Annotated in this window: 10 protein-coding genes; 3 read left to right on the forward strand and 7 right to left on the reverse strand. The window is 59.1% G+C overall.

Annotation, left to right across the window (positions count from 1 at the left end; genetic code table 11):
- Positions 1 to 208: 208 nt before the first annotated feature.
- Positions 209 to 520: a DUF1161 domain-containing protein gene (locus tag IEX75_RS18540; RefSeq protein ID WP_188796471.1), complete on the reverse strand. Its 312-nt coding sequence runs from the start codon at positions 518 to 520 to the stop codon at positions 209 to 211.
- A gap of 52 nt (positions 521 to 572) precedes the next feature.
- Entirely contained in the window at positions 573 to 3,047 is a 2,475-nt protein-coding gene (locus IEX75_RS18545) for a YadA family autotransporter adhesin (protein ID WP_188796473.1), read from the reverse strand.
- Between the two features lie 422 nt (positions 3,048 to 3,469).
- Here IEX75_RS18545 and IEX75_RS18550 point away from each other — a divergent pair, with 422 nt between their 5' ends.
- Positions 3,470 to 4,693 (forward strand): alginate lyase family protein, encoded by a 1,224-nt coding sequence (locus tag IEX75_RS18550; protein ID WP_188796475.1) that lies wholly within the window; start codon positions 3,470 to 3,472, stop codon positions 4,691 to 4,693.
- Positions 4,694 to 4,771: 78 nt separating this feature from the next.
- Here IEX75_RS18550 and IEX75_RS18555 read toward each other — a convergent pair whose 3' ends face one another.
- On the reverse strand, positions 4,772 to 5,431 hold the full coding sequence (locus IEX75_RS18555; protein WP_229720948.1) for an SGNH/GDSL hydrolase family protein: 660 nt from the start codon (positions 5,429 to 5,431) through the stop codon (positions 4,772 to 4,774).
- Between the two features lie 85 nt (positions 5,432 to 5,516).
- Here IEX75_RS18555 and IEX75_RS18560 point away from each other — a divergent pair, with 85 nt between their 5' ends.
- Entirely contained in the window at positions 5,517 to 5,693 is a 177-nt protein-coding gene (locus IEX75_RS18560) for a hypothetical protein (RefSeq protein WP_188796477.1), read from the forward strand.
- Between the two features lie 521 nt (positions 5,694 to 6,214).
- On the opposite strand, the gene IEX75_RS18565 is transcribed toward IEX75_RS18560, so the two are convergent.
- From IEX75_RS18565 to IEX75_RS18580, 4 genes are all read right to left on the reverse strand, one after another.
- The gene (locus tag IEX75_RS18565; RefSeq protein ID WP_188796480.1) at positions 6,215 to 6,964 is read right to left on the reverse strand and encodes a 3-keto-disaccharide hydrolase; all 750 of its coding nucleotides are present in this window, start codon (positions 6,962 to 6,964) and stop codon (positions 6,215 to 6,217) included.
- Positions 6,965 to 7,025: 61 nt separating this feature from the next.
- Complete coding sequence (locus tag IEX75_RS18570; RefSeq protein WP_188796481.1) at positions 7,026 to 9,836, reverse strand: TonB-dependent receptor plug domain-containing protein; 2,811 nt, start codon at positions 9,834 to 9,836, stop codon at positions 7,026 to 7,028.
- 203 nt (positions 9,837 to 10,039) lie between these two features.
- Positions 10,040 to 12,433 carry a GH92 family glycosyl hydrolase gene (locus IEX75_RS18575; protein ID WP_188796482.1) on the reverse strand — a complete coding sequence of 798 codons (2,394 nt, stop codon included), beginning with the start codon at positions 12,431 to 12,433 and terminating at the stop codon, positions 10,040 to 10,042.
- 482 nt (positions 12,434 to 12,915) lie between these two features.
- The gene (locus IEX75_RS18580; RefSeq protein WP_188796483.1) at positions 12,916 to 13,497 is read right to left on the reverse strand and encodes a TetR/AcrR family transcriptional regulator; all 582 of its coding nucleotides are present in this window, start codon (positions 13,495 to 13,497) and stop codon (positions 12,916 to 12,918) included.
- Between the two features lie 146 nt (positions 13,498 to 13,643).
- On the opposite strand from IEX75_RS18580, the gene IEX75_RS18585 reads away from it, so the two are divergent.
- Positions 13,644 to 14,615 carry an SDR family NAD(P)-dependent oxidoreductase gene (locus tag IEX75_RS18585; protein ID WP_188796484.1) on the forward strand — a complete coding sequence of 324 codons (972 nt, stop codon included), beginning with the start codon at positions 13,644 to 13,646 and terminating at the stop codon, positions 14,613 to 14,615.
- The last annotated feature ends 410 nt before the right edge of the window (positions 14,616 to 15,025 follow it).

Below are 15,025 nucleotides of genomic sequence, written 5' to 3' on the forward strand. Positions count from 1 at the left end.
AATCGCTAGGTTGAATTTGCTGACAAAAATAGAGGTTTCGGTTGAGTTGTATATGCCTGTCTAGAGCGCGGTGAATTTTCCCCAGACGGCAATGGGCGAAGGCCGGAATGACGCTGAGGCAATAACGAGCTTTGCGGCAAGATATAAAATCTCCGACCCACAAAAAAGGGCGCCATAGGCGCCCTTTTTAGACCATCGAGCGAAACGCTTACTTACCGCTCGACGAAGCCGCCGCCGGCGCCGAGCTATCTGCCGCCGGCTGCTTGGAAGCATCCGACGCATCGGCGCCCTTGCCAGCTTCGCCACGCGAATACACGATCACCTTGCTGCCACCATCGCACTGGCCGACCACCTTGCCGTCGCCAGCCTGGTCTTTCGCCACCACATCAAGTGTGTAGTTCGATACGTTATTGGCCTTGATCTTCGCATCGATACTGGACTTCACGTCATCGCACGATGCATGTGCAACGAACGATGCAGACAACAGCGCCAGCGCGATAAAGCTGAAGCGGATTTTCATGCAAACCTCCTTGGTTGTAATGATGACGGAAGCCTAGGCTAGCAGCGGTGAGTTACCAAGTCACGGCCGCGCCGACACTTGCACCCAGATCGCCGCGCGTGTTGCCGCTCAGATTGAGCTTGTAGACCCAGCGCCCGGTTTCCGACACCGTCGACACACCTACCGCGACGCCCGCCTGCCCATGAAACGAACCGAACGCAACCGCCGCCGCGTTCTGGTTAGGCTGATATGCCTGCGGCAAACCCGCCATCGCCATGGCCGAAGCGACCCCGGCGTTGGCCCGCAACGATACGGTGTTGAGGCTTTGATTGATGTTCTGCAGCTTCTGATCCACATAACTCTTAGCCCAGCTTTCCGCCGTCTGGATACCTGCATTCACTTGGCCGACGTTGGCGGCATCCGTCGCCGCCGTACCGGCAGCGACATTGTGGATCTGCGCAGGCGAGCCACCTGCATCCAGCGTGACGTTGCCCTCATCGACGGTGCCATCGCCGTTGCGGTCGTATTGCACGGAGCCCGCCTGCACGTTGTTGAGCTGGCTGACGCTCGCCACATCGGGGCTGGGCGTTCCTTGCGTGGAACCGGTGCCAGTGCCGGTGCTTGAGCTTGTGCTTGTACCCGCTGCGGTACTGCTACTTGTCGAAGACGATGTACTGCCATTGCCGTTTGCCGTACTGCTACTGCTGCCCGACGAGCTGCTGCCCGACGCAAGATTATTGATGGCGGTGGTATTGGCGCTCGTTTGTTTCGCAACGTCGTCGACCGACGTGTTGATCTGGTCCAGCACGCTTTGCACCGAGCCGTACGCCTTGCCGCCGTAGCTGAGGCTGGTGGTAAGCACGCCAGTGGAAGCGTTGTACACACTGCTGCCGCCCAGACCCGTTGCCATGCTGTTGCCAAGGTTGCTGATCAGGCTGCCCACGCTCGTCACCTGCCCGCCCAGGCTGCTTACCTGGTTGGACACGTTGGTGACGGCTTGATCGGTCGCATAAAGCTGCGAGCCGTTCACGGCGTCCGTGCTGGTGGCGTTGACCTGTCCTGCTGCCACGTTCGTCACCTGGCGCGGCGCCGCAAGCGTGCCGACACTGACGACACCATTCGGCGTGGCACCCGCATAGGTATATGCAATGCCATTGATCGTGTCACCCGCTGCCGGTACCGCGGCAGACGTCACCGTGGAACCCTGGCCAAGGGCCACATTCGAGCCACTCAAACCGGCGGCAATGCTTGCCCCTTGCCCCAGCACCGTCGCATTGGCGTTGCCGTTGTCGGTCGCTTCGTTGCCGATGACGGTGGAAGCCGCGCCGGTGGCCGTCGCGCCAAAACCGCCTGCCGTGGCATCCGCGCCCGAGGAAACCGGTTGCGTGGCGTTTACCGAGTTGTCGGAAACGAATGGGCCTGTCTTGCCATTCGTCAGATTGTCGATCGCCGTCGTGTTGTTGGCGATGTTGGTGGTGTTGGCGTTGACCTGCTGGTTCGTTGCATACAGTTCCGAGCCATTCACGGCATCCGTGCTCGTTGCACTGACGCGGCCAGCGGCTACGTTGGTGATGGTGCGCTCGCTGCCGGAGGCGCCTACGCTCACCGTGCTGGTCGGGTTCGTACCGGCCACCGCATACGTGTTGCCGCCGACGATGACACTACTTGTGCCTGCCACGGTCGACGTCGTCGAGCCGGCACCCAATGCCACGTCGCCCGCATTGGCTGCCGCGGCCGCGCCATTGCCGATGGCTACGGCATTCGTCACCGACGCACTGGAAACCATACCGAGCGCCACGGCGCTATTGGCGGTGGCATTGGCGTTCGCGCCGATGGCAATCGACTTGGTGGCGGTCGAATGCGCCGTATCGCCCAAGGCGAGTGCCTTGGTACCGGTAGCCAGCGAATTCCCGCCAATAGCCGTCGAAGAACTGCCCGCGCTATTGGCACTTTGCCCGACTGCGATAGCGAAGCCGTTGGCCGGATTGCCGTCCGTGCTCAACGAGCCGCTCGCCGATGCGTTGGCACCCAATGCAAGCGCGTTGCGTCCGCTGGCGTTGGCGTTGAAACCCACTGCCGTTGCGTAAATATTGCTGGCCGTGGCTGTATTGCCCACCGCCACGGCGCTGGTGCCACTGCTGATGCTGCTGTTGCCCAGTGCTACGGCGTCGGTTTGCGTTGCCGTTGCCTGGGAACCAAATGCCACTGCGCTGCTCGCCGACGCCGTCGCCGACGTGCCGATCGCGACGGCGTCACGCCCGGAGGCAATGACGCCGCCATTCCACGCATCACCGATGGCAACCGAACCCGCATTGTTGGCCTGCGCACCCGAGCCGATCGCTACCGCCATGTTGATCGCCGAACCATCGCCCGTAGCGACAGCGCCGGAGCCAATGGCCACGTCGTAGCTATTCGTGGCTTTGGCACCGGTGCCAACGGCAACATTATTCGTTGCCGCCATGCTTTGACTTGCAACGGCCAGCACGCTCACGGCGATGCTCAGTGCGTGCAAATAATGGCTCGTGGTAATGACCTGTTTTTTCATCATGTGACCTCTTCAGGTTCACGCGTTAAATAAATGGCGCAGAAAATGCTGCAAAAAGTGCGTGCTTCCGGGAAAACGGCAGCACGATCCCGCGGGCTGATGCCGTACGCATCAACACCTGACCAATGGCATTCGTGTGCAGGGCGCCAACGGCGCCGTGGGCTTCATGCACCCAGCATGGACTAGACGCTATCGTATGGAAGTGTGACGGGCGTCACCATGTGAACAGATGGCCCATTATCTGTCCGCACAGGACGAACAGCGAAAAAACCCCTAATTTTAAGGGAAAAACTGAATCACCGTGTCCCAATGCCACAGCCGGATGGCCTTCCAGGACAAGCGTCCATGAACTGTCGCCGCCTTGCTGCCGGCAAGTAACATGCAAGCCTTTCGCACGCACACGGCGTGACATGACGGAGCTTTCCATGCGCTTCAATCGCCGCCATATCCCGCTTTGCCTGACCGTCTTGTTCTGCACGGCCACCTGTTTTTCCGGTTGCGCTGCTGCGCCAAGCCATACGAAAAACACAGCCCATGAAACGCATGCGCAGGGCTTTGCACATCCCGGCTTGCTGCATACCGATAGCGATTTCGATCGCATGCGCACGGCGGTTTCCGGGCAACGTCAGCCGTGGCTGCAAGATTGGCAGTTGCTGACCGCCAATCGCCACGCATCGCTCGATTGGCATCCTCGTGCAACGCCCATCGTTTATCGCGGTGTGGACCGGGTCCACCCTCAAAACTATCCGGTGCTTTTCAACGACGCCGCGGCAGCCTACGCGCTCGCATTGCGCTGGAAGATTTCGGGCGACGATGCGTATGCGGACAAGGCCGTTGCCACGTTGAATGCGTGGTCGCATACGCTGACCGCGATCGACGGAAGCTCGGACCGTTTTCTTGCATCAGGCATTTACGGCTATGAATTGGCCAATGCCGCTGAAATTCTTCGCACGTACCGCCACTGGAATGCTGACGAGTTCCATCGCTTCCAATCGATGATGCTCAACGTGTTCTATCCGATGAATCACGATTTTCTCGTCAGGCACAACGGCGCGAAAATCGATCACTACTGGGCCAATTGGGATCTGGCCAACATGGCATCGATGCTGGCCATCGGCGTACTGACTGATCGCCACGACATCTATGACGAAGCGGTGGAGTACTTCAAGCACGGACAAGGCAACGGCGCCATCGAGCACGTCGTGTGGAAACTCTATCCGAACGGCCTTGGCCAAGTGCAGGAAAGCGGGCGCGACCAGGGCCACACCATGCTCGACATCGCACTGCTGGGCGCCATCTGCCAGATGGCCTGGAACCAGGGCGATGACTTGTTCGGTTACGACGACAACCGCGTATTGCGCGGTGCCGAATACGCAGCGCAATACAATCTCGGTGAGGACGTGCCGTATACCCCATACAAGAACAGTGACGTCACCCAGCCGGTCATTTCATCCGATGGGCGCGGCGATATGCGGCCGATCTGGGCGTTGCTGTACAACCACTATGTGGTCTTGAAAGGGCTGAAGGCGCCGCATGTCACGGCGTATGCGCAGAAGGCAGCGCCAGAAGGTGGTGGCGGAGACTATGGACCGAACAGTGGCGGATTCGATCAGCTTGGCTATGGCACGCTGACATATACGTTGCGATAAGCATCGTAGGTCGGGGTGCAAACCCCAACACCCGCGGTGCCGCGCATGGCGATGTTGGGGTTTGCACCCCAACCTACGTCAAGGCGAAGACGAAAGCGCCTCCTTCATCGCCTCCCGCGCCAGCTTGTCCATCACCGCATACCCTTGCGCATTCGGATGCACCCCATCAATCGCCAGCTTGGCGATAAAGCCGCGATGGCCGTCATCCAGCGACGTGAAGTAATCAACGCAAGTCAGTCCATTCTGCTTGGCATACGCCTTGATCCAGTCATTGAACGCATGGATGGTCTCGACCGGCTGCACTGACGGCCGCCACGGATACCTTGCAACCGGAGTGAGCGTGGCGAGAATCACGCGGATGTGATGCGCCTGCGCCAGCTCCACCATGCTCTGGATGTTGTTCTCGATGTTTTGCAACGTGGTGGGGCCGGTGTTGCCGGCAATGTCATTGGTGCCCGCAAGAATGTGCACCACGGCCGGATGCAGGTCGATCACGTCCTGCCTGAAGCGCACCAGCATCTGCGGCGTGGTCTGCCCGCTGATGCCACGGTCGATCACGTCATCGGTGAAAAAGCCCGGGTCGGCATCGATCCACGCTTGCGTGATGGAATCCCCCATGAAGACCACGCGATGCGCCGTCGCCGGAGGCAGCTTGGCGTTGGCTTCACGATAACGGCACATGCTGCCGAAGTCGTACGCCAGGCGCTGTTCTTCCCAGGCTTTGGAGGCTGCAGCCAAAGCAGCTCTGGATTGCGGCAACAGGGGACGTTTTGGGCCAGCCGGAGCTTCAGGAGGCGGCAGCAGTGCGGCGCACGGGTTGTCCATGACGCCGACGGATGCTGGGGGCGGTTCTGTTGTAGATGAGGTTGCCGGTGCGGCAGTTTGGGCGACGCAGGTGCTGCAAGTGAAGGCCACGGTTAGGGCAAAGGAAACGAATGCCGAAACTTTCACGGTGTATCTCCCCGTTGTTTTGCGTGAAGACCGCTATGCGGTTAGCTAGTTCCCTCTTTTACCAAATGCGGCCTTCAGCCGCTGTAAGTTGACATGAAACTGCAAGCTCCCTCGCGGCCGTCATTCCGGCGAAAGCCCATTGATGTCAGGGGAAATTTTGCGGAAAAAGTAACGAGCACGTGAGAAACAACACGTTTGCATGATTCGCGCAGCAAGCGATTTAAAAAAGTTTGTTCAACGCGATATCCACGAGTGAACCGGAAACGGCCCCCTCCCCTGCGTGCAGGGGAGGGCTGAGGTGGGGTGAGGCGAGCGAAGCTCGCTCCCGCTATGCGGGAATGGATAAGAGACATGATGGAATCTCTGGCGAGATTGCTTCACCCCACCCCAACCCTCCCCTACTACACGTAGGGGAGGGAGCCGATCCGGCAAGCTAAAAAACTTCCCTGGACAGCAGTGGGCGAAAGCCGGAATGACGATTTGCTAAAGATCAACGCTCAACGCAAGTAACATGCATGGCGGCGTTGGATTTACACCGACCTACATGTCCCCGCACAGAGAACGAAGCAGTTACAGCTTCCGAATCTTGATATCCCTAAACCACAACCGTATCGGCACTTCCCCCTTATCCTCCGTCCCCTGCAAGGAAATATGCCCTTCGCGGAAGGTGGCGAAATCCGGCCACGCGGTGAACTTGCTCTTCGCCACCAGGCGCTTCCAGTCATCCGTCCACAGCTGCGTGTCGATTACCTTGTGCCCGTTCTGGAAGAACTGCACATGCCCGTGGTCGGCAATGATTTCGAAGTTGTTCCACTGCCCTGCTTCGTTCACCCATTCCACATCCGAAGAAATCAGGTCGAACAGGTCGCCGGAACGCTCCTTGAGCACGCGGCTGTCGGGCTTGGTGCAGGCCAGGTCGGCAATCTGCATTTCCGGGCCGGTTTCGTAGGTGTTCTGGTATTTGGGTGCTTCGTGCACGTAGAACATCACACCGCTGTCCGCGCAGGGGCTCATCTTCCACGACAGCTTCAGGTCGAAATTGCCGAACTGGGCATCGGTGACCAGATCCTGGAAGTCCGCCGCCGGATCGTCAGGGCGCTTCTCCATCAAGATCGCACCATCACTCACCTTCCAATCCTTGCCCGGCGCCTTCGCCAGATAGGAATGCCAGCCTGCCAGGCTCTGGCCATCGAACAGCAATTGCCAGCCTTGCGCTTTTTCTTGCGCGGTGAGCGTGTTGTGCTGCTGTGCATGCACCATGCCGCACAGGGCCAGGCCGGTGGCGGCCAACAGACTGCTTGCCAATTTCTTGCGAATCATGTGTTGCCTCGTCAGTGTCGCGGCCTGGTGCCGCACGCATCATGCAGCACCAGGCCTTCGGTCAGATACCCAGGTCAAAACCTATGTCGAGATACACCGAGCGTCCCAGCGCGCTGTAGTCGGTCACATCGAAATACGGCCAACCGCTGTTGGTGCTATCCATCGGCGGGCGCTTGTTGAAGATATTGTTGGCGGTGACAGACACGGTCGTCTTGGGCGTCACCTTGTAGCCAACGCTGCCGTTGAAAGTGATCCAAGGACCGATTTTCGGCCCGGTGCCGGCGTAATTCCAGGTGTTGCCGTCACGCAGGCCATAGATCGTGCTGCTCCACTTGCCGATGTTCCAGGTGATCGTACCGCTCACGCGGCTCTTGAACTCGTCGTTGTTGTTGCAGCACAGGTAGTTGAGCGTCGGGTCGCCCGCCTTTTCCTGATAGGTGTGCTTGAATTCGTCGTAGTAATCGAGACCAAACTGGAATGAGCCAAAACCCTCCGTATCCAGGCGATATTTCACACTGGACTGGATGCCGGTCTGATATTCCGATGCCACGTTGATGGGATAGGTGTTGACCTGTTTGATGACATTCGCATTGATCGGGTCGGATGCTGGATAACGCTCCACCTCGGCGATCACCTGCTGGCAGGTCGGCGAGTTGATGTTATAAGCCTGCTGCCCGTTATCCGAAACGCCAAGCCGGCAATCGGCCTCTTCCGAGAGGATTTGATCGGTACTCAGCGTCACCACTTCGTTGCTGACGCGAATGATGTCGTAGTCCACCGACCAGCTCAGGCGGTTGTCCGACGTGGACCAGACGAACCCGGCCGTGTAGGTCTTGGCGGTGATGTCCATCAGATTGGTATTGCCGGATGTCACCGCAAGAATCGACAAGCCGTTGTACGGACACTGGCCATACGTCGCCGGGCCGTAGCCGGCAAGGCGGCATTTGTAATAGTCGGTGTTGGTGCTGTAGCCGCTGCTGTGGGCTGAGAACAGGTAGAACAGGTCGGGCGCGCGGAACGCCGTGGCAGCGCTGGCGCGCAGCAGCAGCGTGTCGAATGGCCGGTATTCCAGGCCAAGCTTGTAGGTCGGGCGGCCGTGCCCTCTTCCACCGTAATCGTATTTGTCGAAGCGTGCGGAGACATCGGCCGTCAGCTGCTTGAACAACGGCAACTGCAATTCGCCGCCGAAGGCAAACTGGCTGCTCGCACCGCCCGCCGTGGTGGTGCCACCGATGCCGCGGAAATAACCTTCCGCCGCGAGCGGGCTTGCGGAGGCATTGGAAAAGCGTTGATTGCTGGTTTGTGCAATCAACGCCGCACCGACATCACCCGCCGGCAACGAGAACAGGCTGGTGGTATTGGCGGTGAAGGTTTCGTTCTGCGTCCAGGATGTCGAAGCGGCGCGATCGACGGCCGTGAACGCGTTGTACAGCGCCGGCGTAATCGGCTGATACAAGCGATTGAGGTTCGGAGCGTAGATCGGGTAGCCGTTCGCGTCGGTGCCGAGCTGGGGCCCGAGGTAATACTGATCAACGCCATTGTTGGCAAGAAAATCGCGCGACTTGCGCACCAGATCCGTCTGCGAACGGTTGTAGTAGGCGTCGTAGTTCCAATCGTCGAACAGCTCGCCGCGCACACCGATGCTTACGTTGTACGTCTTGGTAAACACATGCTGGTCACCCGCATCGGAACCGGCTTCTTCCGGCGCGAAGATGCGCTGCCATTCCTCGTATTGCCCGCTGGTCTGGTTGTAGAACGTGTTGTTCCAGAAAGGACTGCCGCCCACGTAGGTGGGATTGCTGTAGCTGTACAAGGTATCGGCATACACCGTGGTGTGGTCGTTGATGTGATAGCGCAATTGCAGCAGGCCATTGGCATCGGTTTCGTCATTGGAAAGCGTCGCATAGCCAACGTTCTTGGGACTGCCGCAGTAATAGCCCAGGCCCGGGCGATAGCTGTAAGTGGTGCTGCCCCAGTACAGCCCCTGCAGCGGCGCACAGGTGGCAGCGCCTGGATCAATGTATTTGTCGATGCTGGAGTTCAAACGCAGAAAGGTGCGCGAGTTGACGCGGCCCAGCACATCCGGATCGTCATCCTGCGAGTCGATATAACTGCGCTGATAGCCCCAGATGGGGTTTTGCTTGGAAAGCTGCACGCCACCGCTGACATCCAGGTTGCCCCAGGTATGTCCGGAGCTGATCTGCAAGCGCTTGCTGATACCGCCGCCATCGCTGTAATCGCCATAGCGGAACGCGACGTGCGTGCCCTCGACGTGATCTTTCAGCACGATATTGACCACGCCTGCGATCGCCGCCGAACCGTAGATCGACGACGCGCCGCCCGTCAGCACATCGATGCGATCAATCAACCCAACCGGAATGTTGGAAATATCGGTGATGTTCAAACTGCCGTTGTAAGCCAGCGGGTAGCTGGCCATCGGCCGGCCATTGAGCAAGGTCAGGGTGAAGTCCGGACTCAAACCGAACAAGCTGATGGTCTTGGCAGCCGGCGTGTAGCCGCCGGTGAACTGCGGATCCTGCACAGAACCGTTGGCCACAGGAAGTGAACGCAAAGCATCGTAGGTATCGACGAAACCCTGCTTCTCGATGTCCTTGGCGGTGATCGTGGTGACCGGCGAAGGCCCCTCGATCTGTGCTTGCGGGATCAGTGAGCCGGTAACTTGCACGCTTTTGAGTTTCCTGGGCTTGTTCTGCTCCTGATCGTTCAGCGAGTTGCTGTTCGTATTGCTGCTTGATGAGGTACTGCTAGTGGAATTCTGCGGCGGCGGCAATGCCGCTTGTTGCGCCAAGGCCTGCGAAATGGAACAGGCCAACAGCGATGTCGCACACAGGCACATCCAATGGGTCTTCATCAGGTACATCCTCCCCGTACGTCACAGTCAATTCGCCGCGGATGCGGCGATGCCCGACGTTCCCTATCCACCACAGCCCCTACTGAGCCCTTGCTCTGTTTTCCCCTGCCGTTCCGGGCTGCTTGCTCCAAAACCAGATCGATGGCTCGGTTGTTGTTGGCTTCAATCGATCCAAATCAACGATAAAAAAAGTCCACGCCCTCTCAGCTCCCCGCTGAGAAGGAAGGCGGTGCATCGATGGATTGACTTCCCCATGCACGATCAACGGCATGTTGAAGTTCAAAGCGCAGATGCCCACCGTGCGCCACAAAGGACGGCGACAACCAAGGCTTCGCGTAAACCTTGCCGTCGACCGACATCGCATGAATGAAACGGTTGCTGGTCGACGCACCCGGTGCATCGATCGTTACGTCGCCGCCAGCACGATGAACCACGGCGTGCGGAAACAGCGGACTGCTCACCAGCAATTCCGCACGTCCAGGAATTTCCGGATAAAGCCCCAATGCCGACCACACGCACCAGGACGACATTTCACCCAGATCGTCGTTGCCGGGAATACCGTCGGATGCGTTCTTCCAATAACGCTCGAGCACGGTGCGAACCGTATCCTGCGTTTTATAAGGCTGCCCGGCGAAATCGTAGAGCCACGGCGTTTCCACGGAAGGTTCGTTGTTCAATTCTGCGTGCAGCGGTCCGGCATTGGTGACGGCCCAATGGCCATGTTCGTCGTGAAAGAAGCGATCGAGTCGCGCACTTGCCTTGGCGGTACCACCCATCGCCTGAAACAAGCCTTGCTCGTCGAACGGCACCATCCACACATAAACCGCTGCGCTGCCTTCCACGAAACCATCATCCGAAGCAGGCGAAAACGCCGGCCAGCTGCCATCGGCATGGCGGTTCTGGATATAGCCTTCCTGCGGCGTGGCCTTGGCGTTGTAGAGATTGCGCCAATAGCAGGAACGCACCAGGAAGCGTTGTGCATTCGCGGCATCGTGCACATCCGCGGCCAGTTGCGACAATGCAAAATCTGCCGTCGCATCTTCCAGCGTTTCCGCCGCGCCGCCCCACGAGTGCGATGGGGTAGCGATGTAATGCAGCGTCAGCCATTGATCGAGCGAGGGCCGTTCGCCCACGCATTCCACATTGCAGCCATCGTCGGAAAGGTCATGCGCCGTAGGCATCGTGGCCGCGTGCATCAGCGAGGCATAAGCGCCTTGCAGGTCGAAATCATGCCCGCCAAACGCATAGATATCGGCCAGCGCAGGCACGGCAGGATCACCGCTCATCACGTGCGTGCCGCCACTATTGTGCGTCCAGCGATCCCACTCGCCATGGTTCTGTTGTGCCTGGTTATACAGCGACTGGGCGATATCGCTGCCGACATCGGGCAGCAGCCACGTTACGAGCTGCAGCTGGGAACGGTAGACATCCCAGCCCGAGAAGTTCGCGTACTGGCTTTTCTGCTTGCCTTCGACGCGATGAATCTGTTGATCGAAACCGCGATATTCGCCGTTGATGTCGCTAAAGACGTTCGGATGCAACAGCGAGTGGTACAGCGCGGTGTAGAAAACCGTTTGCTGTTCCGCGCTACCGCCATCGATCGCAATGCGGCCGAGCACCTCGTTCCACGCATCCTTGGCGCGCTGGGCCACTTGCTCCACCGTGGCGCCCGGTGCGATCTCCGCCTTCACATTGGCACGTGCGTTGTCCAGGCTTACGTAGGAAATGCCCACGCGCACATGCACCGGGCCTTTGGCCGGATCGAACGCCACCCAGGCCCCGGAACCCTTGCCTGGCGTGGGAAAACCTTTCGCGTCGTAACCGGTACCGCCTTTCGCAGCCACGGCTCCGTCCTGCGTATTCGCATCTTGCCAAACGCCATTTGCCGTAAAGGCTTGATCGAATTGCGCGACAAAATACAGCGTGTAGTAGCTACGCTGATCGGCCTTGGCGAGATAACCGCAGAAATTGCCGCTGGTAACCATGCCGCTTACCGTGCGGGTTTGGGGATCGACGTCGACGGACGCATCGCTGCTGCCCACTTCGGAATCAGAAACGCGTATCAACAGGTTCGCCGGCTGATGCGCGGGAAAGTCAAAGCTCGCCATGCCGCTGCGCATGGCCGCCGCGAGTGTCACGTCAACACCATTGGCAAGCTTGACCTGATAACTGCCTGGCGTGGCGTGCTCATCTTCGTGACGGAAATCGGCGGCATAACGCTCATCGCGCAGATCCGCGCTGGGCGACGTCGTGATCGGCACCGTCACAGGCATCATCGGCACGTCGCCGCCCGCACCTGCGCAGCCAGCACCGGATAGATGCGTGAGGCTGAAACCGCGTATGCGCTTGGCGTCGTATTGATAACCGCTGGGCGATGCGGTGCGCACATGCTTGCCGCGCGTGTTCTCCGGGCTCCACTGCAGCATGCCGAATGGCATCACGGCACCCGGATAGGTATTGCCGCCGTTGCTGCTTCCAATCAACGGATTGACCTTGTCGGCCGGCGTCGCCGTCGTCTGCGCCATGCAAGCAGTTGCAAGAATAAGCAAGCCTCCCATCAGAACTAGCGCGATGCCGTGCTGCCGAGTGACGATCATGCTGACGCTTCCCCCACTAAAACTGCCGTATTTAGATCGATCTAATTTCCAGGCCCAAAAAAAATGCACGCGCGCCTTCACATTGTTTAGACGCCTATACGTCTTTCCAGCCTGTCCCCAAAGGTCGGACAGTAATACTTAATGACAAGTTGGGACATATGACCATTGGCATAGGGATGCCTTGGTAGGCGGGGGGCAAATCTTGATCTGTTCCAACGTTTTTAGGGCCTCGAAGGCCACTTGCCGCGAAAACGTCCGTCTAGCCTCGACGTCATTCCGGCGAAGGCCGGAATCCATCGCTAGGACGAAGCATGGATTCCGGCCTTCGCCGGAATGACGACTCGCTCTGCAACGGCATTGACGCGAATTTCGGCTCTCGCCAGAACAGGAAAAAACTTGGAGATAGCTCAAGCGTAGGTTGGGGTGCGAACCCCAACATTGGGGACACACAGGCATGGCGATGTTGGGGTTTTCACCCCAACCTACTTCATCAATCCGGCGACGAGAATATCGATAAGCCGATGCGCACGCGGCACGAGATCAGGCTGATTATCAATATTGGCAAAGCCGAACAACGCATACAGAAGATCTTCCATTTGCACATCCTTCCGGATGTCGCCGTTTTCGATCGCCCGCCTCACCAACACATCGGCCGCGCCCCTTATGTGCGCCGACGAATAGGCCGTGAGTTCCGACGTATCGCCGGTCGATGCCTTGAGCGCCGGCAAGATGAGTTTCTTCGTCGCGATGTATTCGACGAACAAGCGCATCCACGCCCGCAACGCCTCGACGGGCGTCTTCTTCTCAAGCAGTTCGGTTGCAGCTGCGCCAAGCTGTTCGGCCTCCTGCCGATAGATCGCCTCGAGGATCGCGTTGCGCGTCGGGAAATGCCGGTACAACGTGCCGATGCCGACATCAGCGCGCCGGGCGATCTCCTCGAGGCTGACGTCAGCCCCCTGCTCCGCGAACGCGGCCTTCGCCACTTCAGCCAGCCTGCGCCGGTTGCGCTCGGCGTCGGCGCGGGGCTTGCGCGTTGTTTTTGCGGCCTTTTCCGGCTTATCCATGGGCAGCCCTTGAAAAACGGAGGAGTCCTCCACATAAAATATCCGGAGGTTGTCTCCGGTTGTGTAGCCATGATAACCGGCCCCGGCGCCCCATCGATATCGCGGCAACCAATCCCGGCCCGCAACACGCAAGCAGTGAGGCAACGATGAGCAAGTCATTTGGTGCAAGTTCGACGACCGACCAGGTTCTCGAGGGTGTGGATTTAACCGGCAAGCGCGTGCTGATTACCGGTGTGTCGGCCGGGCTGGGTGTGGAAACGGCGCGATCGCTGGCGGCGCACGGTGCCTACGTCGTCGGCGCGGTGCGTGACGTCGCCAAGGCCAAGCGCGCTACGCAAGGCGTGCTTGCGGATGCAAAAAAAACTGGCGGACTGGAACTGGTCGAACTCGATCTGGCATCGCTGGCAAGCGTGCGCAAGTGCGCCGATCAGTTGCTGGCCAAGGGCGAGACATTCGATCTGGTGATTGCCAACGCCGGCATCATGGCCTGCCCGTTTGGAAAAACCGTGGATGGGTTCGAGATGCAGTTCGGCACGAATCATTTGGGTCACTTCGTGTTTGTAAATCGTATCGCGCCGCTGATGAAACATGGCAGCCGTCTGGTGAATCTGTCGTCGGCCGGCCACCGTTTTTCGGACGTGGATCTGGACGATCCGAATTTCGGTCATGCGCCGTATAACGATTGGGCCGCGTATGGCCGCTCAAAAACGGCCAATATCCTGTTTGCCGTCGAATTCGATCGCCGCCACCAGCAGCGTGGTATTCGTGCGACGGCGGTGCATCCGGGGGGTATCAAGACCGAGCTGACGCGTCATATGGATGAGGCAGCCCTTCAACAACGCATCGATGAAATCAACGAACAGGCCAGGGCAGCTGGCAAGCCGCCATTTCAGTGGAAGACGGTCGAGCAAGGCGCTGCCACCACGGTCTGGGCCGCCGCTGTCGCGAGTGCGGACGAGGTAGGCGGACGTTATTGCGAGGATTGCCATGTGGGTGAACTGGTAACCAGCGAAGAACTCGGCATGATGAGCGGCGGCGTGCAGCCTTATGCATTGGATGCCGAGCGTGCGAAGGCGCTGTGGGCGAAGAGTGAGGAGATGGTTGGGGAGCGGTTCTAAGCCGCACATTCGCCAGGGCGACGAGTCGTAGGTTGGGGTGCAAACCCTGACATATCCCCACGTTTTGGTCTCCAAAGCGTTGTTCGCCGCGAAAAATTCAATCTTGTCTCGACGTCATTCCGGTGAAGGCCCACTGCTGTCCGGGGAAATTTTGCGAAAAAAGTAACGAGCACTTGAGGGACAACACGTTTGCATGATTCGCACAGCAAGCGACTTAAAAAAGCTTGCTCAACGCGATATCCACGAGTGAACCGGAAACGACCCCCTCCCCTGCGTGCAGGGGAGGGTTGGGGTGGGGTAAGGCGAGCGAAGCTCGCTTCCCGCTACGCGGAAATGAGCGTGAGACATCAACGGAACCTCTCGCGAGGTTGCTTCACCCCACCCCAACCCTCCCCTACTACACGTAGGGG

It is taken from the genome of Dyella nitratireducens (assembly GCF_014642835.1).
In the GTDB taxonomy this organism is placed as follows: Bacteria; Pseudomonadota; Gammaproteobacteria; order Xanthomonadales; family Rhodanobacteraceae; genus Dyella_B; species Dyella_B nitratireducens.

Coding starts and splice junctions, on each gene's coding strand:
- IEX75_RS18540 (WP_188796471.1), bottom strand. CDS start 520: ATGAAAATCCGCTTCAGCTTTATCGCGCTGGCGCTGTTGTCTGCATCG.
- IEX75_RS18565 (WP_188796480.1), bottom strand. CDS start 6,964: ATGATTCGCAAGAAATTGGCAAGCAGTCTGTTGGCCGCCACCGGCCTG.
- IEX75_RS18585 (WP_188796484.1), top strand. CDS start 13,644: ATGAGCAAGTCATTTGGTGCAAGTTCGACGACCGACCAGGTTCTCGAG.
- IEX75_RS18570 (WP_188796481.1), bottom strand. CDS start 9,836: ATGAAGACCCATTGGATGTGCCTGTGTGCGACATCGCTGTTGGCCTGT.
- IEX75_RS18550 (WP_188796475.1), top strand. CDS start 3,470: ATGCGCTTCAATCGCCGCCATATCCCGCTTTGCCTGACCGTCTTGTTC.
- IEX75_RS18580 (WP_188796483.1), bottom strand. CDS start 13,497: ATGGATAAGCCGGAAAAGGCCGCAAAAACAACGCGCAAGCCCCGCGCC.
- IEX75_RS18575 (WP_188796482.1), bottom strand. CDS start 12,433: ATGATCGTCACTCGGCAGCACGGCATCGCGCTAGTTCTGATGGGAGGC.
- IEX75_RS18560 (WP_188796477.1), top strand. CDS start 5,517: ATGACGCCGACGGATGCTGGGGGCGGTTCTGTTGTAGATGAGGTTGCC.
- IEX75_RS18545 (WP_188796473.1), bottom strand. CDS start 3,047: ATGATGAAAAAACAGGTCATTACCACGAGCCATTATTTGCACGCACTG.